24 protein-coding genes are annotated in these 26,743 nt (G+C 38.3%); 18 read left to right on the forward strand and 6 right to left on the reverse strand.

Annotated features, from left to right (window positions below):
- The first annotated feature begins 35 nt into the window (after positions 1–35).
- Together FI644_RS15240 and FI644_RS15245 are read left to right on the forward strand one after the other, a co-directional pair.
- A complete protein-coding gene (locus FI644_RS15240; protein WP_053477348.1) occupies positions 36–1,409 on the forward strand; it encodes a hypothetical protein in 1,374 nt (457 codons plus the stop codon).
- Between the two features lie 137 nt (positions 1,410–1,546).
- Complete coding sequence (locus FI644_RS15245; protein ID WP_053477347.1) at positions 1,547–2,977, forward strand: NAD-dependent succinate-semialdehyde dehydrogenase; 1,431 nt, start codon at positions 1,547–1,549, stop codon at positions 2,975–2,977.
- A 271-nt stretch (positions 2,978–3,248) separates the two neighbouring features.
- Here FI644_RS15245 and FI644_RS15250 read toward each other — a convergent pair whose 3' ends face one another.
- A complete protein-coding gene (locus FI644_RS15250) occupies positions 3,249–3,563 on the reverse strand; it encodes a PepSY domain-containing protein (protein WP_053477346.1) in 315 nt (104 codons plus the stop codon).
- A gap of 163 nt (positions 3,564–3,726) precedes the next feature.
- Between FI644_RS15250 and FI644_RS15255 the strand changes: the two genes are divergently transcribed.
- The 8 genes from FI644_RS15255 (at position 3,727) to murC (ending at position 12,917) form a co-directional block, all read left to right on the forward strand.
- Positions 3,727–4,800, forward strand: coding sequence for a M42 family metallopeptidase (locus FI644_RS15255; protein WP_056686038.1), 1,074 nt, complete (start codon positions 3,727–3,729; stop codon positions 4,798–4,800).
- A gap of 61 nt (positions 4,801–4,861) precedes the next feature.
- Positions 4,862–5,371: a DUF84 family protein gene (locus tag FI644_RS15260; protein ID WP_053477344.1), complete on the forward strand. Its 510-nt coding sequence runs from the start codon at positions 4,862–4,864 to the stop codon at positions 5,369–5,371.
- A gap of 144 nt (positions 5,372–5,515) precedes the next feature.
- Positions 5,516–6,022 (forward strand): hypothetical protein, encoded by a 507-nt coding sequence (locus FI644_RS15265; protein ID WP_053477610.1) that lies wholly within the window; start codon positions 5,516–5,518, stop codon positions 6,020–6,022.
- A 136-nt stretch (positions 6,023–6,158) separates the two neighbouring features.
- Positions 6,159–6,476 (forward strand): thioredoxin family protein, encoded by a 318-nt coding sequence (locus tag FI644_RS15270; protein WP_053477343.1) that lies wholly within the window; start codon positions 6,159–6,161, stop codon positions 6,474–6,476.
- A gap of 215 nt (positions 6,477–6,691) precedes the next feature.
- Positions 6,692–7,492, forward strand: a complete 801-nt coding sequence (locus FI644_RS15275) for a DUF1444 domain-containing protein (RefSeq protein ID WP_053477342.1) — start codon at positions 6,692–6,694, stop codon at positions 7,490–7,492.
- A gap of 151 nt (positions 7,493–7,643) precedes the next feature.
- Positions 7,644–9,965, forward strand: coding sequence for a DNA translocase FtsK (locus tag FI644_RS15280; protein ID WP_053477341.1), 2,322 nt, complete (start codon positions 7,644–7,646; stop codon positions 9,963–9,965).
- Positions 9,966–10,039: 74 nt separating this feature from the next.
- On the forward strand, positions 10,040–11,137 hold the full coding sequence (locus FI644_RS15285; protein ID WP_056686035.1) for a nicotinate phosphoribosyltransferase: 1,098 nt from the start codon (positions 10,040–10,042) through the stop codon (positions 11,135–11,137).
- 484 nt (positions 11,138–11,621) lie between these two features.
- Positions 11,622–12,917: a UDP-N-acetylmuramate--L-alanine ligase gene (gene murC / locus FI644_RS15290; protein ID WP_056686032.1), complete on the forward strand. Its 1,296-nt coding sequence runs from the start codon at positions 11,622–11,624 to the stop codon at positions 12,915–12,917.
- 52 nt (positions 12,918–12,969) lie between these two features.
- On the opposite strand, the gene FI644_RS15295 is transcribed toward murC, so the two are convergent.
- The gene (locus tag FI644_RS15295) at positions 12,970–14,085 is read right to left on the reverse strand and encodes an aminopeptidase (RefSeq protein ID WP_056686029.1); all 1,116 of its coding nucleotides are present in this window, start codon (positions 14,083–14,085) and stop codon (positions 12,970–12,972) included.
- 233 nt (positions 14,086–14,318) lie between these two features.
- Between FI644_RS15295 and FI644_RS15300 the strand changes: the two genes are divergently transcribed.
- From FI644_RS15300 to ytxJ, 3 genes are all read left to right on the forward strand, one after another.
- Positions 14,319–14,795, forward strand: coding sequence for a DUF948 domain-containing protein (locus tag FI644_RS15300; RefSeq protein WP_056686026.1), 477 nt, complete (start codon positions 14,319–14,321; stop codon positions 14,793–14,795).
- 10 nt (positions 14,796–14,805) lie between these two features.
- Positions 14,806–15,282, forward strand: coding sequence for a YtxH domain-containing protein (locus tag FI644_RS15305; protein WP_350494524.1), 477 nt, complete (start codon positions 14,806–14,808; stop codon positions 15,280–15,282).
- A 79-nt stretch (positions 15,283–15,361) separates the two neighbouring features.
- Positions 15,362–15,682, forward strand: a complete 321-nt coding sequence (gene ytxJ, locus FI644_RS15310) for a bacillithiol system redox-active protein YtxJ (RefSeq protein WP_379999350.1) — start codon at positions 15,362–15,364, stop codon at positions 15,680–15,682.
- 18 nt (positions 15,683–15,700) lie between these two features.
- Here the strand turns inward: ytxJ and FI644_RS15315 are convergent, their stop codons facing one another.
- Positions 15,701–17,866, reverse strand: coding sequence for a cell division protein FtsA (locus FI644_RS15315; protein WP_142108591.1), 2,166 nt, complete (start codon positions 17,864–17,866; stop codon positions 15,701–15,703).
- Positions 17,867–18,160: 294 nt separating this feature from the next.
- On the opposite strand from FI644_RS15315, the gene FI644_RS15320 reads away from it, so the two are divergent.
- The 4 genes from FI644_RS15320 (at position 18,161) to motS (ending at position 22,049) form a co-directional block, all read left to right on the forward strand.
- Positions 18,161–19,234: a bifunctional 3-deoxy-7-phosphoheptulonate synthase/chorismate mutase gene (locus FI644_RS15320; RefSeq protein WP_053477333.1), complete on the forward strand. Its 1,074-nt coding sequence runs from the start codon at positions 18,161–18,163 to the stop codon at positions 19,232–19,234.
- 220 nt (positions 19,235–19,454) lie between these two features.
- Positions 19,455–20,453 (forward strand): catabolite control protein A, encoded by a 999-nt coding sequence (gene ccpA / locus FI644_RS15325; protein ID WP_053477332.1) that lies wholly within the window; start codon positions 19,455–19,457, stop codon positions 20,451–20,453.
- 47 nt (positions 20,454–20,500) lie between these two features.
- Positions 20,501–21,319 (forward strand): flagellar motor protein MotP, encoded by an 819-nt coding sequence (motP, locus tag FI644_RS15330; protein WP_053477331.1) that lies wholly within the window; start codon positions 20,501–20,503, stop codon positions 21,317–21,319.
- A complete protein-coding gene (gene motS, locus FI644_RS15335) occupies positions 21,306–22,049 on the forward strand; it encodes a flagellar motor protein MotS (protein ID WP_379999238.1) in 744 nt (247 codons plus the stop codon). The genes motP and motS overlap by 14 nt, the downstream gene beginning before the upstream one ends.
- Before the next feature lie 178 nt (positions 22,050–22,227).
- Here the strand turns inward: motS and FI644_RS15340 are convergent, their stop codons facing one another.
- The 3 genes from FI644_RS15340 to FI644_RS15350 are packed head-to-tail and all read right to left on the reverse strand — an operon-like array spanning position 22,228 to position 24,711.
- Complete coding sequence (locus FI644_RS15340; protein ID WP_053477330.1) at positions 22,228–23,400, reverse strand: acetoin utilization protein AcuC; 1,173 nt, start codon at positions 23,398–23,400, stop codon at positions 22,228–22,230.
- The gene (locus FI644_RS15345; protein ID WP_053477329.1) at positions 23,397–24,044 is read right to left on the reverse strand and encodes an acetoin utilization AcuB family protein; all 648 of its coding nucleotides are present in this window, start codon (positions 24,042–24,044) and stop codon (positions 23,397–23,399) included. The genes FI644_RS15340 and FI644_RS15345 overlap by 4 nt, the downstream gene beginning before the upstream one ends.
- A 34-nt stretch (positions 24,045–24,078) precedes the next feature.
- On the reverse strand, positions 24,079–24,711 hold the full coding sequence (locus FI644_RS15350) for a GNAT family N-acetyltransferase (RefSeq protein WP_053477328.1): 633 nt from the start codon (positions 24,709–24,711) through the stop codon (positions 24,079–24,081).
- Positions 24,712–25,015: 304 nt separating this feature from the next.
- Here FI644_RS15350 and acsA point away from each other — a divergent pair, with 304 nt between their 5' ends.
- Entirely contained in the window at positions 25,016–26,734 is a 1,719-nt protein-coding gene (gene acsA, locus FI644_RS15355; protein WP_053477327.1) for an acetate--CoA ligase, read from the forward strand.
- The last annotated feature ends 9 nt before the right edge of the window (positions 26,735–26,743 follow it).

Below are 26,743 nucleotides of genomic sequence, written 5' to 3' on the forward strand. Positions count from 1 at the left end.
CTTAAAAACGAATTGCAATATGAAGGGGTGGGAAGATGGGTCTATATAAAAAGAGGAAAGATGGCAGTGAGCAACCTTCAATGCTAGGACCATTAAAGTTAAGGTTGCCATTTATTCATTATAAACTTGAATATCCTGATTGGATTCAAGGTGCAATATTATGTGTAGTTCCAATGGGCATAACAGCTGTAATGATGGATGTGCTAGGTATTCCGTTTGAATTGGCGATTGCCTTCGTCGTTATTAATAACTTTCTTTATCTTCTCCATACTCATTTCGGTGATCCCTCAATTGCAGGGTGGATTACAGCGGGAATACCGCTGTACGTTGGGTTTCTGGTTGGTTTTCCAGAAGGGGATGCAAGAATTCTTGCATTAATAGCACTTCAATTAACAGTGGCTCTTATTTTTTTAATAATGGGACTATTTAAAGGGGCAGACATCTTAGTTAAACGGCTGCCTACTTCACTAAAAGCTGGTATTTTGCTAGGAGCTGGGTTTGCTGCCATTTATGGAGAGTTTTCAGCAAATGGCCGTGTTTGGACAATGCCAGTTACCATCCTGTTGGGTGCAGCGTTTGGATTTTTTATGATGTTTTCTAGAACAGCTGCACCACTTAGGGAAAAATATTCATTTTTTCGGTATATAGCTCAATTTGGAATAGCAATCCCTTTTGCAGTATCATATATTTTTGGTTTGGTGATCGGCGAAGTAGCTGCCCCAAATATTTCTTGGAACTTAGTACCACTCCCAATAGGAGAAATCATTGCTAATTATAGTATTTTCGGAGTAGGTTTTCCACCTTTTGAATATTTTTTGAAAGCGCTACCGTTAGCGATTGCAGCCTATATTATTGCTTTTGGTGATATATTAGTTGTCAGTTCCCTTCTAAATAACGCAAATGAAGTTCGGAAGGATGAAAGAATTGTATTTAGTGCTAGCAGAAATAGTATTATTGTTTCAATTCGTAATTTTATTGAAGGGATATTTATGCCTTATTTACCTTTATCCGGTCCGCAATGGACTGCTGGACAGGTGCTTGTTGTAAATAGGTTTATGAGTAATGGCCGAAGTCAGGTGGACAGCTATTGGGGAGGAGCTACAGGGATTTTTTGGGGAATGAGTATTGCGTTAATGCTTGGACCAGTTGTTTCGATCTTTCAGCCTGGAATCAATATTGGAATGGCACTGACAATGCTCATACAAGGGTATTTATGCGGCTACCTAGCAATGGACGTATTAAAAGAGAAAGGCACCCTAGAGAAAGGAATTGCAGTAATTGTAGGAGCGGTACTAGCAACACAAGGTGCTGCGTGGGGGCTTGGTGTTGGAATTGTATTATGGCTTCTACTTGAGAGAAATTGGTTTAAGGATGAAGATAAAAAGGTAAATGAAACAAGGATAGCATAATAAATTGCGGACGAATAATTCAGAATGTTATGATAAAAAGAGGGGTTACTCTCTCTTTTTTTATTATCTTGAAAGTATAACTTTTAGATTAGACAATTGTCTAACACTACTGCTTCTCTTATAAGGAGGTTTTTAATTTGCTTTATATTGATGGTAAATGGACTGAATCAGAATCGAAAAATAGTTTCCCTGTTTTTAATCCGGCAGATGGCCAGGAAATTAATAAAGTGGCAGACGGAAATAGAAACGATACAAAAAAGGCGATTGAAGCGGCTGCATCAAGTTTTCGTAATTGGTCGCGACTTACCGCTTATGAACGTTCTAGTTATTTATACAGAGCATATGAAATCATGATGAAGCGGAAAGAGGAACTTGCTCAATTAATGACATTAGAGCAAGGAAAGCCATTGAAATCTTCACGTAATGAAGTTCAATATGCTGCAGATTTTCTTTTATGGTATGCAGAAGAGGCAAAACGTGTTTATGGCGAAGTGATTCCTTCATCAAGAAGGGATCAGAGATTTATTTCAATCCGAAAGGCAATAGGGGTGGTGGGTGCAATCACTCCATGGAATTACCCTGTCTCTATGATAACTCGGAAAATTGCTCCGGCTCTTGCTGCGGGCTGTACAATTGTTTTAAAACCTGCAGAAGAAACACCTTTGTGTGCGATGGAAGTATTTAAAGTTTTTGACGATGCCGGGATTCCAAATGGGGTAGTAAATTTAATTTCCTCAACAAATGCTGAAATGGTAGGTAATGAATTATTAACTAATCCTGCAGTTAAAAAGATAACATTTACTGGATCAACTGAGGTAGGTAAGTTTATTGCTGAAAAAGCAGCAAGGAATGTAAAAAGAGTTTCTATGGAACTAGGGGGCCATGCGCCATTTATCGTTTATGAGGATGCAGATCCTGTCCATTCTGCAAAAGGAGTAGCACTAGTGAAGTTTCTAAATGCGGGGCAGGCATGCATTAGCCCAAATAGGATATTTGTACATCGCTCAATTGCTGAAGAATTTACAAATACACTTATTGATAGAGTCAGAAAATTAAGGGCAGGGAATGGTTTGGAGGAAGGTATTAGTATCGGTCCTCTTGTAAATGAAGCAGCGATTGAGAAAGTTGATGGACAAGTAAGGGATGCAGTGGAAAGGGGCGCAACGTTAGAATTAGGTGGATATAGACTGAAAGAAAATGGGTTAGACAAAGGAGTTTTTTATGCACCAACGATATTATCGGGGGTTCATAAAGATATGAGAATTTTTCGAGAAGAAACATTTGGCCCAGTTGCTCCTATTAGTATTTTTGACAATAGTGAAGAAGTAATAGAGATGGCTAATGATACACATTACGGTCTTGCTGCATATGTTTACACGAAAGATATTTCGAAAGCGATGAGAGCATTTGAGGAATTAAACTTTGGTATAATTGGTATTAATGACATTAACCCTACCGCTGCTTCAGCACCTTTCGGGGGAATGAATGAAAGTGGATTGGGAAGAGAAGGTGGTAAGGAAGGGATCGAAGAGTATCTTGAAACAAAACTAGGAGGATTTTCGATCTAGCTTTACATGCCAATTCATCTTACAAAGATAAATTAAAGGAAATAAAAATATATTGAATTGTTTTCCTTTAATTAGGAGAAATCACATCTCGTGGAGCAAGGCTGGTTTTTCTGCGAGATGTGATTTTAGAAAGTGTAAATGAAGAAAATATCAGAGTTGAATCATTTGGAAAAAATAATTGATGTAATGTAAAAAAGCGAAATAGACCTCTAATACTATTCTTGTTTTGTGTTAATGTATGGATTTAATGGTAACTGGCGCTAATTTTCTTTTAGCTGAGCTTGTAAGCATCAAGAATGATTCCTGTGCCAGCATCTGCAATAAATTCAAATTGCTCCTGTGTTTCACCGATTTTTCTTGATATGCCTCCCCGATATATTTCGTATGCTAAATGCCCTTTTTTATAGGGTTCCTTCGTCATTTGGATCCATGAACCGCTGATCGGTCCATTTTTCTTGAATGCGTCCTTTGCATTGGACAATGCTCTTTCAGGAGAGACAGATGTTTTTTGTGCAAGCAGCTCCCTTGCTGCATATCCACTCGCTAATCCGACTCCAACACCTAATAAAAATGATTTCCAGTTCATATGACACACCTCCATAAAGTAATATTCATGCCAATCTTTCTAAGCTTCTTAACCATCTTACCAAAAATTACGGGATGTTAAAAATTGAATTAGTGGCAAGTGCTGTGAAAGTTCTGTAAAATAAAAGAATACATAATATTATTCTAATTCAAGGAGAAAAAAGATGAACGAAAAAACATTGCAGCTCTTCAAAACATTAACCGAACTGCCTGGTGCACCGGGAAATGAGCATTTTGTCCGTAATTTTATGCGTGAGCAGCTTAGCCAATATGCAGATGAAGTAGTTCAGGATAAGCTAGGCGGTATTTTTGGTGTGAAAAAAGGAGACGAAAATGGACCAACAATTATGGTGGCAGGCCATATGGATGAAGTTGGTTTTATGGTTACTTCCATTACAGAGAACGGGATGATTCGTTTTCAAACACTTGGCGGATGGTGGAGCCAAGTGCTGCTAGCACAAAGGGTACAAATTATGACAGATAATGGACCAGTGATAGGCGTAATTGGTTCTATTCCACCACACCTCTTAGATGAAGCAAAACGCAGCAAGCCGATGGAAATTAGTAATATGCTGATTGATATTGGTGCGGATGATCGCGAGGATGCGAAAAAAATAGGTATTAAGCCAGGACAGCAAATTGTCCCTAATTGTCCGTTTACACCGATGGCAAATGAGAAGAAAATTCTTGCAAAAGCTTGGGATAACCGTTATGGCTGCGGACTAGCAATTGAATTGCTAGAAGAAGTGAAGGATATTCAACTTCCGAACATTCTTTATTCCGGAGCTACGGTTCAAGAAGAGGTTGGACTAAGAGGAGCGCAAACGGCGGCTAACATGATCAATCCTGATCTCTTCTTTGCAATGGATGCAAGCCCTGCGAATGATATGTCAGGAGATAAAAATGAGTTTGGTCAATTAGGAAAAGGAACGCTTCTAAGAATTCTTGACCGTTCAATGGTAACTCATCGCGGAATGAGAGAATTTGTCTTAGATACAGCAGAATCAAATAAGATTCCTTACCAATACTTCGTTTCCCAAGGTGGTACAGATGCGGGCCGTGTACATGTTTCTAATGAAGGAGTCCCTAGTGCAGTAATAGGGATTTGCTCCCGCTATATTCATACACATGCTTCAATCATTCATATTGATGATTATGCGGCTGCTAAAGAATTAATTGTTAAGCTAGTGAAGGCATGTGACCGTACAACAGTTGAAACCATTCGACAAAACAGCTAAGCTTTTGGGAGGCAACATGAGGTTGCCTCTTTTTTATTTCTGTAAAAAGGAGTTAAGTTTCATGAAAATCATTATTGGATCAAAAAATCCTGCGAAGATAAAGGCAGTTAAAGGTGCATTTCAAAGGTATGAAGCAGAGTATATAACTTTAGATATTCCATCTGGGGTGAATGATCAACCTTTTTCAGATGAAGAAACAATTAAGGGTGCGGTTAATCGGGCTTACGGAGCGTTAGAGGCAGGAAATGGTGAAATCGGTATTGGGCTTGAAGGTGGCGTGCAAGACACTGAATATGGCTTGTTTTTATGTAACTGGGGCGCACTAGCTGTGAAAGGGGAACCGCCAATTATAGCTGGGGGAGCAAGAATTCCACTGCCTGATGCTGTTGCAGCACAACTAGTAGCAGGTAAGGAACTTGGTCCTGTGATGGATGCTTTTACAAATAAAAATGATATTAGGAAAAAAGAAGGAGCAATCGGTGTTTTTACTGATGGGGAGATTAGCCGATCTGACATGTTCTCACATGTAATGAAGCTATTGATCGGGCAGTATGAATACCGGAAAAAATGACGGAATAAGTGATTTGTTTTTACCCTTTTTCTAGTATATTAATTACGATAAGCCTGATCATTCAAAATGAAGGGTTGTCAGACTATTAGGAAGAAATGTATGATAGAAAAGGATGATGGATTTCCCAGCAAGGAGGAAAATAGTATGAGAAACATATCAAAAGCTGCCTTGCTCTTATTTACTGTCGTTTTACTGCTAAGTGCTTGTTCTGCTTCTTTAAAAGAAGAGCAAAAAGCTGCTAAGGATGCTGTAAATGAGGCATTCAAAGGTACACCAACAGAAACTAACAACAAAAATGAAGATATTGCGTTTTATCTGCCTTTTGGTGTAGAAGTGAAAGAAACATCGCCTAATAATATCATCTTAAAAAATGGCTCAAAAACCTATATTCTTTTCTATAATCAGCATGAGGGTCCAGAAAGTAAAGTGGTATATGAAGCGACAATGAAGCAAAAAAAATATGATTTAAACGAAATTTATGAAAAAGATCAGCATTTTGGGTTTTTACTAATTAAGAATACGGATAAAAATATGAATGAAATGACTATTGGTGTCGGCGGTGTAAAAATTACTTCACAATCAAAAACAAAACAATTAACATCTGATGCCGCAATTATGAGTGAAATTGTAAATTCTGTTACGATGAAATAAAATAAAGCGAAGGGGTCACACTCCTTTCGCTTTATTTATTTTCATTGATTTAGAATTTTGTTATGATCAGAATAGATGAGGAAAATAGGATGGATGTTATTTGAAGATAAAACTGTCCAAATAGGAGGAAGGAAATATGAAAAAGCTTGAATCAATGGAGCAGTTTGAACAATTAAAAGACAATGGAAAACATATCTTTATGTTTTCCGCAGATTGGTGTCCGGATTGCCGCATCATTGAACCGATTTTGCCAGAAATTGAAGCAAAATATCAAGAATACACGTTTATTTATGTTGATCGGGATCAGTTTATTGATTTGTGTATTCAGCTTGAGGTATTTGGAATCCCAAGCTTTATTGGCTTTAAAGATGGGCAGGAAACTGGACGCTTTGTCAGCAAGGATCGTAAAACCCAAGAAGAAATTGAGAATTTTATTGATGGCCTAAGCAAATAAGATTCGTTAAATCTCCTATCCTTTCAAATGTGGGGGTCACACGTTAAAAAAATGTATAAATTTTCAGCTGGAAGTCTATTCGACGTAGCGGAAAATTTCAGGAATTAAGTATAAGCGCAACTACGCCTCTGTCTTTGCCTTTTCAGGGCTCGCCAATCGGCGAGTCTTCTTTAAATACAATAAAGTTGAAATAGCTCCTTTAAGGAGGGACTTATATGAAAATGGATAGTATAAAAATGAAGAAGGAATTAGAAAAACGATTAACAAATTCCAATCGATCCTTTTCTTTCGACAAGAAGAAAGATGAACTGAGGATTGAAAATAAACAAACAGGTAAAGGGATTACGATATCTCTGCCAGGAATCATCGCCAAATGGGAATTACAAAAGGAAAAGGCGATTGATGAAGTGGTTTATTATGTAGAAGAAGGACTTCAAGCGATGGAAGGAGATATTCAGCTTTCAGGGCAGGAGAAAAACATCTTTCCAGTTATCCGTTCAACCTCATTTCCATCTGAATCTGAAGAAGGGGTACCCTTCTTATTTGATGAACATACAGCGGAAACTAGAATCTATTATGCGCTTGATTTAGGCACAACTTACCGGCTAATCGATAGGAAACTCATAGAAAAAGAAGGCTGGGTTCCCGAAAGAATCAAGGAAACGGCATTATTTAATGTACGCTCTCTTTCTACTGAAATGAAAAGTGATGAGGTTGCAGGCAATACGTATTACTTTCTAAATAAAAATGACGGCTATGATGCGAGCAGAATATTAAACGAGCCATTTATTAAAAAGATGGAGCAGAAAATTGAAGGTTCCATGGCAGTAGCTGTTCCTCATCAGGATGTATTAATCATTGCTGATATTAAGAATGAGACTGGGTATGATATTCTTGCTGAGTTAACAATGAGCTTTTTTGCAAGCGGACGTGTGCCGATTACGGCATTATCCTTTGTCTATGAAAATGGATCATTCGAACCAATTTTTATCCTCGGGAAAAATCGAAAAAAATAAATACAAATACTTATAAGAGGATCACTCCAAGTGGTCCTTTTTGTCTTATTTCTTTTTTTTCTCCAAATTTCGCGAAATACTGCTAAAATAAGATAGATAGAATGAAAGAAAGAGTTGGTATACATTGAGTTTGTTTAAGAAGTTTTTTCAAATGTTTAAGAATGAGGAAGAAGAATATAAAGAAGATGAAAGTCAAGAATACGTGGATTACGAGCATGTAAACAGACAATATGAAACGCCAAAAGAGATTGATGCAAAAATCGTGTATCAATATCCAAAAGGTCAATTTCGCTTCCCGTTAATTCCTGATGAGCCAAAGAATAGAGAGCCAAGAGTTAGACAGGCAAATAAAAGAGAGCCGTTGAAAAAACGAGCAGAACAACAATCCTTCCCTACCCCTAATCCACCGTCTAAAAAGACGAAAGAGAAGGAAGAACCTGTAAAAAAGAGAGGCCCATTTCGACCAACAGAAATTCCTTCTCCGATATACGGATTTGACCGCCCAAAAATGAAAACTAGACTTGCGGAACATGAGAACCTAGAACCAATTGAGTACGAATTAAGCGATGCTCCTAAAATGGAAGAAGCATATGTAGTAGAAGAAATAGATGTATGTGAAACAAATGATCGATCTATTCATCCACAGGATGCAGCTGAAAATAAAATAGATCCTTTTTCAAATCATGAGGAAGTTCATGTGGAAACATTATTGGAAGAGCCTGAGCTAGCTATGGAAGAGATCTATCCTATTTCTAGAGAAGTTGAATTTGCTGAAGAATCGGAGGAAGTGACAGACGATAGTAGTCAATTCCTCGAAAGTCAAGAGAGCATTGACGAAGAACCGGAACCAGTTTCTTCAGCAAGAAAGCATATTCCATTTAATGTAATCATGTTAAACCAAGATAAAAAAAATCTTACTGAAAAATTAACTCCTTTCAAATCTGGTTTAGAAGCTAAACGGCCTTTTGTACCGAAGGAAGCTCCGGTTCTGCCTGTCGATAAACCAATGATTCAGGATCAACCGATCAGTCAGAATGAAGAAATTTCCTATTATGAATTTCCATCAAGAACACTGCTTACTGCTCCTATCTATCAGGAGGAATCATTTGAATGGATACAAGAACAGGAGCAGTTATTGAATTCTACGTTAAAAAACTTTAATGTTCATGCGAAAGTAGTTAATATTACGCAAGGACCATCCGTAACGAGGTATGAAGTCCAGCCTGAACCTGGTGTAAAGGTGAACAAAATCACAAATCTTTCAGATGATATTAAGTTAAGCCTTGCTGCAAGGGACATTAGGATTGAAGCCCCAATTCCTGGCAAGCATACAATTGGAATTGAAGTGCCAAATAAGAAAAGCAGACCTGTATATATAAGTGAAATTATTAATAGTCCTGAATTTCGTGATAGTGCTTCGCCTTTAACAGCAGTACTTGGTTTAGATATTGCCGGCAATCCAATTGTAACAGACTTACGTAAAATGCCTCATGGATTAATTGCAGGAGCAACAGGCTCAGGAAAAAGTGTTTGTATCAATTCCATTTTAGTCAGCCTTTTATATAAGGCAACGCCTGATGAATTAAAGTTAATCCTCATAGATCCAAAAATGGTTGAATTAGCACCGTATAACCGCATCCCCCATTTAGTTAGTCCGGTTATTACAGATGTGAAAGCTGCAACTGCTGCCTTAAAATGGGCTGTCGAAGAAATGGAACGGCGCTATGAGTTATTTGCTCATGCAGGTGTAAGGGATATCAACCGCTTTAATGAACTGGCAATGGAACACAAACGCTATGCTGATAAGCTTCCATTCATGGTTATTATTATTGATGAGCTTGCAGATTTAATGATGATGTCACCAGCAGATGTGGAGGAAGCCATTTGCCGAATTGCACAAAAGGCAAGGGCATGTGGCATTCATTTGATCATCGCTACACAAAGACCATCCGTTGATGTAATTACAGGCTTAATCAAAGCAAATGTTCCAACTAGAATTGCTTTTTCTGTATCATCACAAATTGATTCACGGACGATTATTGATATAAGCGGAGCTGAAAAATTGCTTGGCCGAGGAGATATGTTATTTTTGGAAAATGGCAGCTCTAAACCTGTTCGTCTGCAGGGTACTTATGTGTCTGATAATGAAATCGACGATGTCGTTGCACATGTTAGAAAAGAAAGAGAGCCTGAATATTTATTTGAACAGGAAGAATTATTGAAAAAGGCACAAATGATTGAAGAAGAGGATGAGCTTTTTTATGAAGCCTGTGAATTTGTTGTGGATCAAGGCTCAGCCTCGACCTCAAGTCTGCAAAGAAGGTTTAAAATCGGCTATAATCGAGCAGCACGGTTAATCGATATGATGGAAAAACAAGGAATGATCTCTGAAGCACGCGGAAGCAAGCCGCGTGATGTTCTAATTACTGAAGCTGATCTTGAATCAGTCCAAGGTACTAGTACAATAAATTAATCCATGGTATTCTTTACTTGCATGTTTAAAATACTAAGAATAAATATTTGTTATTTACTGAGGAGCTTTTAGAAATGAAAGAAATTGAGTTAAAACTTCAAGGGGAAATCAAACGTCTTACAAACCAGACATTTAAATTCGATGAGCGTGTGAAAGACGGCTGGTTTTCCGCTGTATATTTTTTAAAGACGAGAGAGATCGTGAATAAATATAAGAAGGATAACATTGTCACGATGCAGTTTTTTCAAAAAAATCATGCAGTATTATGCGGGACAGATGAAGTTATTGCACTTCTTAAAACTTTTGCTGATAATCCGGATGAACTTGAAATATATTCTTTAAAGGATGGCGACAAAATATCACCATTCGAAACAGTATTAACCATTACAGGTCAATATCAAACGTTTGGCTACCTCGAAGGGGTCATTGACGGGATTCTTTCGAGACGGACGTCTGTCGCAACAAACGTATACAACGTCGTTAAGGCGGCGAGTGCTTCAGGAAAGCAGAAGCAAGTGATTTTCATGGGTGACCGCGACGATCACTATATTACTCAGGCGGGGGATGGATATGCAGCCCATATTGGAGGGGCAACAGCACAAGCAACTCATGCAATGAATGAGTGGTGGGGAAAACAAGGCATGGGAACGATGCCTCATGCACTTATCCAACTATTCAATGGAGATATTGTAGCTGCTACGAAAGCCTATCAAGAAACCTTCCCTGAAGATGACCTAGTTGCTTTAGTTGATTACAATAATGATGTAATTACGGATTCTCTTAAGGTTGCGAGAACATTTGGTAAGGATTTAAAGGGAGTGCGCTTAGATACTTCACGGACATTGATCGATCAATACTTCTTACGAAATCAGCATCTGCTAGGGACGTTTGACCCTAGGGGTGTAAATGCAGAATTAGTATTCGCCCTTAGAAATGCTTTGGATAAAGAAGGATTTACCCATGTGAAAATTGTTGTAAGTGGCGGATTTAATGAATCACGAATTCAAGAATTTGAGGAAAATGGTGTCCCAGTTGATACCTATGGTGTTGGAAGCAGTTTGTTGAAGATTAATATTGGGTTTACAGGTGATAATGTATTAATTAATGGAAAACATGCAGCTAAAGCAGGCAGGCGGTACCGTCCAAACCCAAGACTAGAAAAAGTGGAATAAATAGAAAAAACAGCAGGTATAGGAACAATCAACAAGTGGATTGTTCCTAGCTTTTACTTGAAAGTAAAAAAGGATTACTTTTTAATCCTTTTTATTACATAGTTATTAACGATAAATAATGGTATAATATTTGAATATGAATTTTAATTGGATAATTTATCGCAGATTAACGGGCTGTAAGACCCCTACTTTAAGAAGTTGTGGGAACAAAAATTCTAAGTGGGGGATCAACAGCCCGTAAATACCCGACGACGGACAGGATGTCCTAGTCAGGCGAAGGCCACAGGACGTGGCGTTTCTGAGCGTGATTGGTTCAACTATCAATTAGTGGGGGATGAAGAAAACCCCCACTGATTGAAGTTTCACTTTATTGTTCTTTTAAATTTGTTCTGCTTAAAAAGCATGTCCTAGATTGGGATGTGCGCAAAACTAGATAAATGTCATATACTGTTTTACAGATATACGATGGTTGGAGGTTCTTTTTATGACTATTTACCATTTCGTAGGTATTAAGGGGTCTGGAATGAGTGCCTTGGCTCAAGTTCTCCATGATATGAATTTTCAGGTTCAAGGCTCAGACTATGAAAAACATTTCTTTACTCAACTCGCCCTTGAGCAATCTGGAATAAAGATCCTTCCCTTTCAAAAGGAGAATATACAGCCAGGTATGACGATTATTGCCGGGAATGCCTTTCCGGATACTCATGAAGAAATACAAGAAGCGATGAAGATAGGCTTGCCAATTATACGTTACCATCGCTTTCTAGGTGACTTTATGAATAACTTTACGAGTATCGCCATCACTGGTGCACACGGGAAAACGTCAACTACAGGCTTGCTTGCACATGTAATGAAAGGTGCTAAGCCAACTTCATTCCTTATTGGAGACGGTACAGGAAGAGGAGAAGAGAACGCGGAGTATTTCGTTTTCGAGGCATGCGAATATAGAAGACATTTCTTGTCATATTTCCCTGATTATGCAATTATGACAAATATTGATTTTGATCACCCAGATTACTTTGCTAATATTGACGATGTATTTTCGGCTTTCCAGGAAATGTCATGGCAAGTAAATAAGGGTATTTTTGCATGTGGAGATGATGAACATCTGCAAAAAATTCAAGCAAAAGTCCCCGTCCTTTTTTATGGATTTGGTGAGGAAAATGATTTTCAAGCACGGAATATCGTGAAAACAACAGAAGGAACAACATTTGATGTTTTTGTTAGAAATACTTTTTTCGAAACGTTCTCCATTCGTTCCTTTGGGGATCATAACATCCTAAATTCACTGGCAGTCATTGCTATTTGTCACTATGAGGAAATCGATTCACGCATTGTTCAGGAATATCTTCAATCTTTTGAAGGGGTAAAAAGAAGATTTTCTGAAAAAGAGATTGGAACGCAAGTTATCATAGATGATTATGCACACCATCCGACAGAAATTAAAGCGACAATCGATGCGGCCAGACAAAAGTATCCTGAACGTGAGATTGTTAGTGTTTTTCAGCCACATACATTTACAAGAACACAAACCTTCCTTGATGATTTTGCTGATAGTTTAAATTTAGCGGATAAAGTTTATCTATGTGAAATCTTCGGGTCTGCACGGGAAGTTCATGGACAGCTTTCCATTGAGGATTTAAAAGCAAAAGTTCCTAATGCGGAAATTTTGCTAGAAGAAGAAACAGCTATTTTAAAAACATATGATAATGCCGTTATTATTTTTATGGGGGCAGGAGATATTCAGAAGTTTCAGGAAGCCTATGAAAAACAGCTTTAAAAAAAGATGCAGCTAAATTAAGCTGCATCTTTTTTTGTACACGTGCATTTCATTATTTAAGGTTCTCAGGATTTAGTGCCTCTAGCTCTGGGATAACGAAACGGCCGTCCTTACGGATAAGGCGATCGTCAAAATAGATTTCACCGCCGCCATAATCAGGGCGCTGAATATTGACCATATCCCAATGAATATTTGATTTGTTTCCATTATATGCATCATCATATGCCTGGCCTGGAGTAAAGTGGAAGCTGCCATCAATTTTTTCATCGAATAGGATATCCTGCATTGGATGTTGGATAAAAGGATTTACGCCAATGGCGAATTCGCCAATATAACGGGCACCTTCATCTGTATTGAATATTTTATTAATTCTTTTACTATCATTTGCTACTGCTTCAACAATCTTTCCATCCTTAAAGGTTAATTTCACATTTTCAAATGTGAAGCCTTGATATGGAGAAGGAGTATTATATGTGATCACTCCATTCACCGAATCACGAACAGGTGCCGTGTAAACCTCTCCGTCAGGTATATTCATTTGCCCCGAGCATTTAATTGCTGGAATATCCTTGATTGAGAATGTTAAGTCTGTTCCAGGCCCTGTGATTTTAACTTTGTCAGTATTGTTCATTAATTCAACTAGATTGTCCATTGCTTGATCCATTTTGCCATAGTCAAGATTACATACTTTGAAGTAGAAATCTTCGAAAGCTTCAGTACTCATCTTAGCCAGCTGTGCCATTGAAGAATTTGGGTATCTAAGAACAACCCATTTGGTTTTTGGTACGCGAATGTCACTGTGGACTTTTCTGCCAATCGTTGAACCTTGAATTCTCATTTTTTCATCTGGCACATCCGCATGCTCATTAATGTTATCGCCTGATCTAAGACCTATGTATGCATCCATTTTACTCATTACATTTGCTTCAAAATCTGCCATCATATTAAATTGTTCTTCCTGTGCTCCTAATAATAGAGCACGGTCCACTTGATGATCTTTCAGTGAAACAAATGGATAGCCGCCAGCCGCATATGCTTCTTTAACTAGCGCTGTTACAAGCTCTCTTTGCAGCCCAAAGTTTTCAATAAGAACCTTTTCACCCTTTTGCAGGCGCACTGAATAGTTTATTAAATTTTTTGCGAGTGTTTCAATTCGAGGATCTTTCATTGTTATCCCTCCGAATAAGTATTAGTATGTCACCATACTATTGTACCCGAAATAACCATTTTTGTTTATTTAAACCCTTCAGATATGATAAATTTATATTTGTAATGGAAAATGTCGAAAGCAAAAGAAGGTATGTGCACGGTAGTATGGAAATGTATTAAGGAAAAAAAGGTTTATGTCGAACGAAATAGGGTAGAAAGATAGTAGTAATATTCCATTTGGAGGTGCTTTTATTGCAAATTATATTATATTTGAGTATAGCGGTTATTGCGATTGCATTTTTAATTCTTGTTATTTATTTATCTAAAACATTAAAATCTTTACAGGTAACACTAGATAGTGTGTCGAAGACATTAGTAGGGTTAGAAAAACAATTAGATGGGGTAACAAGAGAAACAACCGAACTTTTACATAAAACCAATGCACTTGCAGAGGATATACAGCATAAGTCAAAAAGCTTGAATAGTGTAGTTGTTGCGGTTAAAGATGTAGGAGATACCGTTCGCAGTTTTAATGGTTCGATCCAAAAGGTCACTACCTCTGTGAATAGTCAATTTGAAGAAAATAAGGACAAGATTGCTGCAGTGGTTCAGTGGAGTCAGATTTTTCTCGAAATGAAGGATAAATGGAAAATGAGAAAACAAAACGAAAAGTCTATAGTGGAGGACGAACAAGTCCTTCAGAAGAAAAGGGTTAGAGGAAGAAACTAAAGGAGGAGTAATGAATATGGGTAGTCAAGAACGAATCCAAAATGATCAAAATCAGTTGAAATCAGAAGAAAGTATAAACACAAAAGATTTTTTGATTGGCGCTTTAATCGGTGGGATCGTCGGTGCTGCCACAGCACTTTTCCTGGCGCCTAAATCTGGTAAAGAATTAAGAAGTAATATGAACGATCAGGCGATTGTTCTGAAAGCAAAAACAGGTCAAATACGTGAAACTGCAGTTGCGAAGGGAACAGAATTGGCAAGTGCAGCAAAGGAAAAAACAAGTGCCATTACAAATACAGTCTCCAAGCAGAGTGCAGAAATCATGAATAAGGTAAAGAATTTGAAGGCTGGAGATGAATCGCAGGCTCATGCTGAGGAAAGGAATACAGGACATATCCCTTTGCCTGCACATGACTCTGAAATTCAAAAGAGACTGGAAGAAACGAAGAAAGCTTTCGACGAAACAGAGGAAAAGGTTCGTCAATAAATGGAAATTTGTATTAGAAACGGTGAAGTGGTAAGTGAGCTTCACCGTTATTTGTAACGGAGGGATTACAGTGGAAAGAATAAATGAAAATGCAGCATTCGATAAGAAAATTGGAGAAGAGGATTTGTTTCTTCTCTTCAAGCATAGCTCGACATGTCCAATTAGCCAGGCTGCTTATGAGGAATATGAAACATTTGCAAATGAAAATATGAAGGTAAAGACGTATTATCTTGTTGTACAAGAGGATCGTCCTCTTTCCAATCATATTGCTGAAAGCTTTCAGATTAAACATGAATCACCGCAAGCGATTCTCTTTAAAAAGAGTGAACCGGTTTGGCATGCATCTCATTGGAAAATTACAAATGATTCACTAGCAAAAGCAATGAAGGAAAATGAATAACAAAAAACATCCATTTTTTTAAATGGATGTTTTTTGTTTAGATGGCCAGACAATTGTCAGGTCATCCCCTGGCTCAAGCCTGCTATGAAATGTTGCCTGTTCCCCGTTTTTTAATAAAACAAAGTTCCCATTAGCCTGTGCGGGCATTTCAATATCGACATGACCAAATAAATCCTGAAATAGGAAAGGTTCTAGCTTACGATGCTCAATTACAATATGATCTCCATCCTGGATGGGATCATTTTCTGCCAGAATCGTATTATTTCTTCTAATGATAGAAATAGGCTTGTGAAGATGGATGTTTTCCCCATTAAATGAGATGGGAATCGTATGTGACAGCATAATTTGTTTTACTTCAGCTAATTCCTTAATTGTTGGCATCATTTTTTTCTCTATGATAATATGGTCTTTATGCTCATAGCTGTTATGTAGCTTAACCTCTATGCCATTTCGATAAACCTTGCCTGAGAACGATGGGATAAATGTTTCTTTTTCATTTATTTTCACTCTGAATGGTCGAGACTCTATTATATATTCATGTAAATTTAGTGAGGTAAGCAGGTCTTCAATCGACTCTGGAATTTTGCATTCAATTACATCACGATCTTCAACAAAGTTGTCAGCTGAAACAACCTTTCTATTACAGGTAATGATCGCTTCTATCGAATAATCGTTTTCGTTTATCATTACTTCTCTTTTTGGAATTTCATCGATTAAATCTTTTATTTGTAATTCTGCCCTCTGGCCATCCTTCCCTTTTTCAATATGGAGCTGGTCTCCATTTTCGATTTCGCTGTCTAAAGAACTAACTTGCCCATTAAGCAGTATGACTGGTGCATCCCCATGACCGCCAGGAATGGTAATATTTTGCCCATTTAAAGTAACAATAAGAGCTAAGCCTGGTTTTCCATATAGCTTATTCATCTTTATTCCAGCAGCAAGCAGACAATCACCTACAGTCAGTTTTTTGACTTCGAATAATCGGACAGGCTGTTCATTCACATAAACCGTTTTGTATTGAACAGGTGAGTGATGCGCAGCGATGGCGATCCCGATTGGTGTTACAAGCTCTGGTCCTTGAGCAATATGATCAGCGATTGTTAATGAGCGAATGGCATCGATTCCCCTAATTGCAACCCTGTTTTCAGGGAGATTTAGTTTCTCAGCGACCCTTTTTGGCAGTTCGGGAGTGAGACTGCCGCCGCCGACGAGCATAACTGCTTTAGGGGGTTTGTTATTGTTCAATTCGAATATTTCATTGCAAATAGAAGAGGCAAGCCGATCAAGTACAGGGGAAATTTGTGACACAAGATCTTCTTTTCTCACTTCAGTTTCAAATCCTAGTATATCTGTAACTGTTATTGTATCATTCTTATATAATTCTCTTTTCGCTTCCTCTGCAAAGGGGAAATCTAAGAGCAATTGGTCGCTAATTGCTTCAGTTATTTCGTCACCAGCAACAGGAACCATTCCATAAGCAATGACTGTTCCTAGATCTGTTATGGCAATATCCGATGTCCCAGCACCAATATCAACTAATGCAACATTTAGTCGGCGCATAGAAGGAGGAATTAATACATGAATAGCTGCAATTGGCTCAAGTGTTAATGCTTCCATTTCAAGACCGGCTCTGTGAAGGGCTGATAGCAGCGATTCAACAACAACCTTTGGCAAGAATGTAGCAATAATTTCAACTGAAGCTTCTTTCCCTTGCTGATCGATTAAATTGCCGATCTCTTCGCCATCGAGACGGTAATAAAGAACAGAATAGCCAACACAATAATAATAATAGGTTTGTTCGGACTCATGTTTCTCTGCGACAACAGATTGAGCTTGTTGGACTGCCGAAAGTTCAAGGTGGAGAATATCCTGGTTCTTAATAAGCGGTTTGCCATTAATATCGATCGTTACTTTTGAACGTTCTGTTTTTAACGCTCTGCCGGCAGCAGCAACACAAACTTTTTTAAGTGGACCGTGTTTTTCCTCGAGCTGTTGTTTAATTTCAGAAATGATCTTTGATACGGATAGGACATCATGTATTTGTCCATCTAGCATTGCTCGTTCTGTATGCTCATTAACTAAACTGTCTACAACATGGTAGTGCCCATCCTGTTCTTCTAAGATAATACCAATCACAGAACGTGTGCCAATATCTAATGCGAAAAGCTTTTTATGTTTTTGCAAAGGAAAACACCTTCTTCATAGTTCATTTGTTACTTTATTGCTTAAAAGCGTTTAATTGATAAAGAAATTATTAGTGACATACTCAGATAATTCATATATAATAACTCTAATTATTTAAAATGTAACATATAATATCGGGTCGATAAAGAAGAAAAGCGTAAGCGCCTTAATCATCGCTGTATAAACTGGAGGAGACTTGAAGTTTGATTAGCGATAGGTGCTTGCACTAGACAATTATCAAAGTAACACTCTTTTTCTGACTCAACATTTAAAAATGGAAAGGAAGGGATTGTAATGAGTAAGGAACTTGATCAACTACGTAATCGTGTGGACGAACTAAACCTACAGCTTTTATCATTAATTAATGAAAGAGCCAAGCTTGTTCAGGAAATTGGAAAGGCGAAGGAAACACAGGGGGTTTATCGTTATGATCCTGTCCGTGAGAGAAAAATGCTTGATCAGATTAAGGAGCATAATGATGGGCCATTTGAAAACTCAACCATTGAACATGTATTTAAGGAAATTTTCAAAGCTGGATTAGAGCTTCAAGAGGATGATCACCGCAAAGCTCTATTAGTTTCTAGAAAAAAGAAACCTGAAAACACGATTGTTGAACTTAAAGGAGAAAGAATAGGTGATGGGAAACCTCATTTAGTCTTTGGTCCATGTGCGGTGGAATCCTATGAACAAGTAGCGACTGTTGCAAATGCTGTAAGAGCAAAGGGGCTTAAGCTTTTACGTGGAGGAGCCTTTAAACCTAGAACATCTCCTTATGATTTCCAAGGTCTTGGATTAGAAGGCTTAAAAATATTAAAAAGAATTGGCGATGAGTTTGACCTAGCTGTTATTAGTGAGATTGTTAGCCCTGCTGACATTGAAGTAGCAGTGGACTATCTAGATGTCATTCAAATAGGCGCAAGAAACATGCAAAACTTTGAACTGTTGAAGGCAGCCGGAGCAGTAAATAAGCCAATCCTTTTAAAACGGGGGATTTCTGCTACAATTGAAGAGTTCATAAATGCGGCTGAGTATATTATGGCTCAAGGCAATGGACAAATTATTCTTTGTGAACGTGGAATTCGAACGTATGAACGTGCAACAAGAAATACACTAGATATTTCTGCTGTCCCAATTTTGAAGAAAGAAACCCATTTACCAGTATTGGTTGATGTCACGCATTCTACTGGAAGAAGAGACTTGCTTCTCCCTACAGCTAAGGCAGCTTTAGCAATTGGTGCTGATGGAGTAATGGCTGAGGTTCATCCGGATCCAGCAGTAGCGTTATCAGATAATGCACAACAAATGGATTTAAAGCAATTTGATGAATTTATGAACGAACTTCGATCATTCGCCTTTGCCAGAGTTTAATAGTGAAAGCCTTCTGCATCGTGTAGAAGGCTTTTTATTGTGTATTTTTTATAAAAAAACAAGTCTTTACATTGCGGCTTGTCAATTACTGTCGTATGATTGAATACATAATTATACATATATTTTTAATCAGATTCCAAGAGAATGAGTAGGTTGCTGCAGCTTGCAGTAAACTATGATAAACCATATGGATCGTTATTAGAATAAGGAGTGAAAATTTATGAATGTAACAATATATGATGTGGCAAGAGAAGCCAATGTATCAATGGCAACTGTTTCAAGGGTTGTTAATGGGAATCCTAACGTGAAGCCAGCTACCCGAAAGAAAGTATTGGAGGTAATTGAAAAACTAGGTTATCGTCCAAATGCTGTTGCTCGCGGTCTTGCCAGTAAAAAAACAACAACTGTAGGTGTAATTATTCCGGATATTTCAAGTACATTTTTTGCTGAGCTTGCCAGAGGAATTGAAGATATCGCAACAATGTACAAATATAATATTATTCTTAGCAATTCAGATCAAAACTTGGATAAAGAACTGCATTTATTAAATACAATGCTTGGAAAACAAGTGGATGGAATTGTTTTTATGGGAGGAAATATTACTCCAGAACTTGTTGAGGAATTTGAAAAATCTCCTGTACCGATTGTACTTGCAGGTTCTATTGAAGAAAGTGAGAAAATCCCGTCAGTAAATATTAACTACGAACAAGCCACATTTGATGCGATTCATTCCTTTATCGAAAAGGGACATAAGGAAATTGCAATCGCTATCGGTCCCTTAGTAGAGCCAATTAACCGGGATAAAAAATTAGCAGGATATAAACGGGCACTTGCTGAAGCCGGAATTGAATACAATGAAGACTTCGTGGTAGAAGGGGATTATACATATGATTCCGGAATAGAAGTATTTGAAAAGCTTCTTGAACAAAGTAAGAAACCAACTGCGATCTTTTCAGGATCGGATGAAATGGCCTTAGGCGTTGTTCATGGAGCAGAGGATAGAGGCTTCAAAATCCCCGAGGATTTTGAAGTAATTAGTTCGGATAATACTCGTTTATCATTAATGGTAAGACCACAGCTCACTACTGTTGTGCAGCCTTTATACGATATTGGTGCAGTTGCAATGAGACTCCTTACAAAATTAATGAATAAAGAAGAAATCTCTGATCATATTATTGTTCTTCCTCATCGAATCGAACAGCGAAACTCAACTAAATAATAAAAAAGCAGATAACACATTATTTTTAAATGATCGGGAGAGGGAATATGAAAAGGTTTGATGCGTTAACACCTATTGGTTTAATCGTTGGTTTGGGGATGCTTATTTTTGGGGTTATTACAAACGGTGGAATGAGTGGATTTCTTTCGTTTATTGACCCTGCTTCTATGTTAATTGTAGTGGGCGGTCTACTCGCTGGACTGCTTGTCAGCTTCCCGTTAAAGGATATGAAGCATATGTTCACTGTCATTAGGCATGGCTTTTCACATAATGAGCAAAACTTAAGCGGATTAATTAAGACATTTGTTCATCTATCTGACCGTGCACGGCGAGAGGGATTATTATCTTTAGAGACACAATTGGATGAGGTTAATGATCCTTTCATACGCAAGGGGATTTTACTTGCAGTTGATGGAATTGAGCCAGATGTTATTAACGATATTATGAATGCAGAAATAGTGGCTATGGAAGAAAGACATAGAAAAGGTAGAAGTATACTTGAAAAGGCTGGGGAATATGCTCCTGCATGGGGGATGATCGGAACACTGATTGGACTAGTCCTTATGTTAAAAAGTCTGAATGATCCATCCTCTTTAGGACCTAATATGGCAATTGCTTTATTAACTACTTTATATGGAACATTGTTAGCTAATTTATTTTTCCTGCCGTTAGCTTCTAAGCTTGCTTTAAAGACAGAACAAGAGGTATTTTTTAAGCAAATCATTATTGAAGGAGTTATCGGCGTGCAATCTGGCCAGAATCCTAAACTATTAGAAGAGAAATTAAGTGCCTTTCTATCCTCTAAAGAGAGAAAAGAAGCGATTCAAGCTATGAATTCAGGGGAGGCTCTGAATGATGAAGCTTAAGAGAAGGACAGCTGGGCAAGCGAAAGGCGCCCCGGCCTGGATGGTCACATTCTCTGATTTAGTTACACTCATATTAGTTTTCTTTATTTTGCTGTTTTCAATGTCCCAAATTGATATGATTAAGTTTAAAGCAATTACTGAATCATTCCAGGAGCATTTTTTTGACTTCTACCCTTCAATGATCCCGCTGGAAAACCCAGCTGCCGTGGAGACGGAATTGCCGGAGAATAATGAAGAGAAAGATATGTCCGAGGAATCCTTACAGAATTTATTAACTGAAGTACAAAACTACCTGGACAAAAATGGCTTGGAGGATGTAATTATTGCCAACCGGACGGAACGTGGAGTCGTACTTGTATTGCAAGAGCAGGTTCTATTTGATCCGGGGCAAGCGACCCTTCTTGGGGATTCACATGCCTTTTTAACTAAAGTAGGCGAGCTTTTGGTGAAGCTGCCTAATTTAGTTAAGGTAGAAGGCCATACAGATGATATTCCAATGAGTTCTTTTAGATATCCATCCAATTGGGAGCTTTCAGCTGCACGTGCCAGCAGTGTAATAAATTATCTGATAGCTAATCATCAGCTTGATAGCCGCCGATTTATTGCAGTTGGCTATGCGGATACAAGACCAGTTATTTCTAATGATAGTCCGGAAAATCGTCAGAAAAATCGCCGGGTAGAAATAATTATTTCAGATCCAAAATATAGTGAAGATGATCTAGCTTCATAATAAAAAGGACCAATGCGGTCCTTTTTATTGTCTAGCTCCAGCGCCTATCGCCTATCAAACTTCAGGCCCCCTCCCTGCGATAAGTCAACATCGGTTCGCTTTCGCTTACCGTGTTTCCTTTATCTCAGTCGCGGTCCTTCCAGTTTGTACGGCGATGATCAAGGCGCTTGCGCTTTTCTTATATCGATTCTGTTTTTTTCTGATTCCTAATTGGGTACAGTGCTTTATCTAATGTTTGTTTATTTTTTTCGGTTATTTCTAATTTGCGAGGAATCGGCTTGTACATATCTTCCGGATCATCCCAGCTTACTGGAAGCGGGATAGGTGCTTGATCCTGCCATCCATTGATCCATTCGGATGGCAAACTGCCATAACAATTTGAGTTTTCAGTCATTTCTAGCCAGATTAGTGCCCAAGCTCTTGGAACGACACGCCATATGTCATAGCCGCCTCCTCCAACAGCTATCCATCTTCCATCGCAATACTGATGGGCAATTTCATGAGCCAACTTTGGAATTTCACGATAAATGTTCATAGTTGCTGATAAATGGGTAAGGGGATCATGAAAATGTGAATCAGCACCGTTTTGAGTAAGGATGACATCGGGTTTGAAAAATTCAGCTACCTCCCTAATGGATGTGCGATATACATCAAGCCAAGATTCATCTTCAGTAAATGCATCTAGCGGAATATTAAAAGAATATCCGTATCCTTTTCCCTGTCCTCTTTCATTTACATTTCCGGTCCCAGGAAATAAATATCTGCCGGTTTCATGGATGGAAAGTGTACAAACATTCGGATCATCATAAAAGGACCACTGGACACCATCTCCATGATGGGCATCTGTATCGATATAGAGCACTCTTGCTTTATATTTTTCTTGCATATACTTAATAGCAACTGAACTGTCATTGTACACACAAAAGCCGGATGCCTTCCCTCGAAAACCATGGTGCAGACCGCCGCCTAAATGTAGGGCATGTCTTGCATGCCCGTTCATTACCAAGTCAACTGCCGTTAGTGTTCCTCCTACGAGTAATGAACTAGCTTCATGCATATTTTGAAAAATTGGAACATCTTCTGTGCCAAGTCCATAATTATCTGCTTGTTCAGCAGACAGCTGGCCGCTTCCTGCGAGCTTGACTGCATGAATATATCTAGGGTCATGAATTAATTCCAGCTCGTCGTCTGTCGCAGGACGCGGAGGTATGAGATGATCGTCCCGAATAGCTTGCAAATGTTGAAGCAAATCAAGTGTTAATTTGATTCTTATTTGATTAAAGGGATGATTTGTATTGAATTTGTAGCTCAGCAAATCCTCTGAATAAATAAAAACTGAATCCTGCATCATGATGACATCCCTGGATAATTGGGCCATAGAACTTGAAGACCAGCATTTTTTAAATCCTCTATTAATGAAAGAGGGTTCATTGTTTGAAGTCTTATGACAATAATTTTATATTTTTCATCACTTTTATCAGGGTAGACGAGGACACTTTGAATATTTGCATTTTTATTCCTAATTACAGATGAAATTTCATGGAGCATTCCTGTTTTGTTTGGAACACGTACCTCAATTTGAGATCCTGGCTGGTGTGCTCCAGTCAATTCAACTAACGTTCGAAGCAAATCTGTTTCTGTTACTATCCCAATTAATTTTTTATTGTTTATTATAGGCAGGCAGCCAATCCGATGCTCATATATAATGGCGGAGATTTCTTCAACAAAGTCAAGCGGGTGCCCGGTAATTACATCAGTTTTCATGATCATTTTCAGTGGATTTTGTAATCCAGCTTTAAACTTCTCTGTTTCAAATATGGACGGTGTTGCATCACGAATATCTCTATCTGTGACTAGGCCAACTAAATGTTGTTCAATATTTATAATTGGAAGGTGACGAATTTTCTTCTCACCCATTAATCGAATAGCATCTGCTATACTATCATTCTCAAATAATGAAATAACGTCCTTCTTCATAATTTCTTCAACAATCACTTACGACCCCTCCATTCTAAAAATGATTGTAAATCTAGTACATAAATCGGTTCATGAAACGGAGACGGTCAAACCGCTGAACGGAGTCTAAATCGACTCTTTTGCCAATTTTGGCCATTAAACAATTAGCGGGATGTGAACTGATCTCAGGATCATCTGTTGCATACCAAACAAGACCGCCAGCATTCATCATTTTCTCCATTATTTTTCGGTATTCCCATACATTTAACCCTGTGCCTTTTAGGTCCCAGTGCCAATAATATTCGGTAGTGATGGTAATATAATCTTCCATTGCGTCATCCATCATAGAAACCTTCAATAAGTTTTTACCTGTTCCAGATCCTCTGAACTCAGGTATGACCTCAATTGCCCCTAGCTCAATTAAATTTTCCATTTGCCCCTCAGACCATCTTTCTAGTGGATCAGGGTACACATAAGTAACGTAACCGATAATCATATCTCTGCTTCGAGCAACAATTATTCTTCCTTCAGGAAGACCGGCAATTTCAATAAGTGCTTTTTTTTGCTGTTCTGATGGACGAAAAGCTGTTAAATCTTTATGAAACTCGTATCCCATTAATTTTTCAGGTGAGATAGGACCTTCGATAAGCACTGGTCCCCTTGGAGTCTTAATTTCTTTCGCATTATACGTTTTTCGATGTTCCATTTATACACCGCCTATAAATATGATTATGAGTAATTCTATTATACATAATATCTTGTATTTTTAAGCGCTTTCAAATGATTTTCCATTGTATTCAGATTTTTTTGTGACAATTATGGATCTATTCTACTAAGTTAATAAAAAATTGGCGAGACAATATTTTTAAAATTGAGAATTGATTGAACTTATACTATAATAGTAAACAATTAAGAAATGCAAGAGCGCCCTGCTTACTCTTGAATATTCTTTCTTACATATGAAATGGGAAGGGCTGAAGTTTTATTTTTATTTAAAGGGGGATTTTTTTATGAAAGTGGAAGCGTTGCCAGCAACTAAAGGGGACTATAATCTTAAAAATTATGATGATCTGTACAACAACTTTGATTGGAAGGTTGTTGAGAAAGAATTTTCTTGGAATAAAACGGGCCGTGTCAATATGGCCTATGAGGCAATTGACCGGCATGCAGAAACCTACAGAAAAAATAAGATTGCCCTTTATTTCAGGGACGGCTTAAGGAAAGAAAAATATACGTTTAAAGAAATGAAGGAGTTTTCGAATAAAGCAGGAAATGCTTTGAAAGCATATGGAGATGTCGAAAAAGGAGATAGGGTCTTTATCTTTATGCCTCGTTCCCCAGAGTTGTATTTTGCTGCTTTAGGCGCAATAAAGCTTGGTGCAATTGTAGGGCCATTATTTGAAGCATTCATGGAGGGAGCTGTACGTGACAGATTAGAGGATAGTGAAGCAAAGGTTCTGATCACGACACCAGATCTATTAAAGCGTGTTCCTGTCGATGAGCTTCCATCATTAAAAACTATTTTCCTAGTAGGAGAAAATATTGTTGAGGACGGACCATATGTAGATTTTAATAAACGATCTGCAGAAGCAAGCAATAAGCTTTCAATTGAGTGGGTAGAGCGGACAGATGGTCTTATTCTTCATTATACTTCTGGCTCCACAGGAAAGCCAAAAGGGGTTCTTCACGTTCATAATGCAATGATTCAGCATTATCAAACAGCCAAATGGGTGCTCGATTTACAAGAGGATGATATTTACTGGTGTACAGCCGATCCGGGTTGGGTTACCGGCACATCCTATGGGATGTTTGGGCCATGGTTAGCGGGAGCATCAAATGTAATTATCGGGGGAAGATTTAATCCCGAATCATGGTATAAAATGATTGAAGAATATGGTGTTTCCGTCTGGTATAGTGCGCCTACTGCATTTAGAATGCTAATGGGTGCTGGAGATGAAATCGTTAAGAGATTCGATCTGAGCACTCTTCGACATGTTGTGAGTGTCGGGGAGCCACTGAATCCAGAGGTCGTTAAATGGGGGATGAAGGTATTCCATTTAAGAATTCATGATACATGGTGGATGACAGAAACTGGCGGGCTGTTAATCTGTAATTATCCATGTCTGGAAATTAAACCTGGATCTATGGGGAAACCAATTCCTGGAGTAGTTGCTGCAATTGTGGATGATCAAGGGAATGAGCTGCCTCCATATCGCATGGGAAACTTAGCTATTAAAAAGGGCTGGCCAGCGATGATGCATACGATCTGGAATAATAAACAAAAATATGAATCTTACTTCATGCCTGGTGATTGGTATGTCTCTGGTGATTCTGCCTACATGGATGAAGCAGGCTATTTCTGGTTCCAGGGACGGGTAGATGATGTTATTATGACCTCAGGTGAGCGGGTTGGCCCATTTGAAGTAGAAAGTAAGCTGCTGGAGCATCCAGCTGTTGCAGAGGCTGGTGTCATCGGCAAGCCAGACCCTGTAAGAGGAGAAATTATTAAAGCATTTATTGCGTTGCTGGATGGTCATGAACCATCGGAGGAATTAATTGAGGATATTCGCCAATTTGTGAAAAAAGGGCTTGCAGCCCATGCTGCACCACGCGAAATTGAATTTCGTGATAAACTGCCAAAAACAAGAAGTGGAAAGATAATGCGCCGGGTATTAAAGGCATGGGAGCTGGATCTTCCGACTGGCGATCTTTCGACAATGGAAGACTAATTAATTGTG

The organism is Cytobacillus solani, from assembly GCF_006704205.1.
Taxonomy (GTDB): Bacteria; Bacillota; Bacilli; order Bacillales; family Cytobacillaceae; genus Cytobacillus; species Cytobacillus solani.

Coding starts and splice junctions, on each gene's coding strand:
- murC (WP_056686032.1), top strand. CDS start 11,622: ATGACTATTTACCATTTCGTAGGTATTAAGGGGTCTGGAATGAGTGCC.
- FI644_RS15240 (WP_053477348.1), top strand. CDS start 36: ATGGGTCTATATAAAAAGAGGAAAGATGGCAGTGAGCAACCTTCAATG.
- FI644_RS15280 (WP_053477341.1), top strand. CDS start 7,644: ATGTTTAAGAATGAGGAAGAAGAATATAAAGAAGATGAAAGTCAAGAA.
- FI644_RS15305 (WP_350494524.1), top strand. CDS start 14,806: ATGAATATGGGTAGTCAAGAACGAATCCAAAATGATCAAAATCAGTTG.
- motP (WP_053477331.1), top strand. CDS start 20,501: ATGAAAAGGTTTGATGCGTTAACACCTATTGGTTTAATCGTTGGTTTG.
- FI644_RS15295 (WP_056686029.1), bottom strand. CDS start 14,085: ATGAAAGATCCTCGAATTGAAACACTCGCAAAAAATTTAATAAACTAT.
- FI644_RS15250 (WP_053477346.1), bottom strand. CDS start 3,563: ATGAACTGGAAATCATTTTTATTAGGTGTTGGAGTCGGATTAGCGAGT.
- FI644_RS15285 (WP_056686035.1), top strand. CDS start 10,040: ATGAAAGAAATTGAGTTAAAACTTCAAGGGGAAATCAAACGTCTTACA.
- FI644_RS15350 (WP_053477328.1), bottom strand. CDS start 24,711: ATGGAACATCGAAAAACGTATAATGCGAAAGAAATTAAGACTCCAAGG.
- motS (WP_379999238.1), top strand. CDS start 21,306: ATGATGAAGCTTAAGAGAAGGACAGCTGGGCAAGCGAAAGGCGCCCCG.
- FI644_RS15265 (WP_053477610.1), top strand. CDS start 5,516: ATGAGAAACATATCAAAAGCTGCCTTGCTCTTATTTACTGTCGTTTTA.
- FI644_RS15255 (WP_056686038.1), top strand. CDS start 3,727: ATGAACGAAAAAACATTGCAGCTCTTCAAAACATTAACCGAACTGCCT.
- acsA (WP_053477327.1), top strand. CDS start 25,016: ATGAAAGTGGAAGCGTTGCCAGCAACTAAAGGGGACTATAATCTTAAA.
- FI644_RS15320 (WP_053477333.1), top strand. CDS start 18,161: ATGAGTAAGGAACTTGATCAACTACGTAATCGTGTGGACGAACTAAAC.
- FI644_RS15270 (WP_053477343.1), top strand. CDS start 6,159: ATGAAAAAGCTTGAATCAATGGAGCAGTTTGAACAATTAAAAGACAAT.
- FI644_RS15340 (WP_053477330.1), bottom strand. CDS start 23,400: ATGATGCAGGATTCAGTTTTTATTTATTCAGAGGATTTGCTGAGCTAC.
- FI644_RS15275 (WP_053477342.1), top strand. CDS start 6,692: ATGAAAATGGATAGTATAAAAATGAAGAAGGAATTAGAAAAACGATTA.
- ccpA (WP_053477332.1), top strand. CDS start 19,455: ATGAATGTAACAATATATGATGTGGCAAGAGAAGCCAATGTATCAATG.
- FI644_RS15260 (WP_053477344.1), top strand. CDS start 4,862: ATGAAAATCATTATTGGATCAAAAAATCCTGCGAAGATAAAGGCAGTT.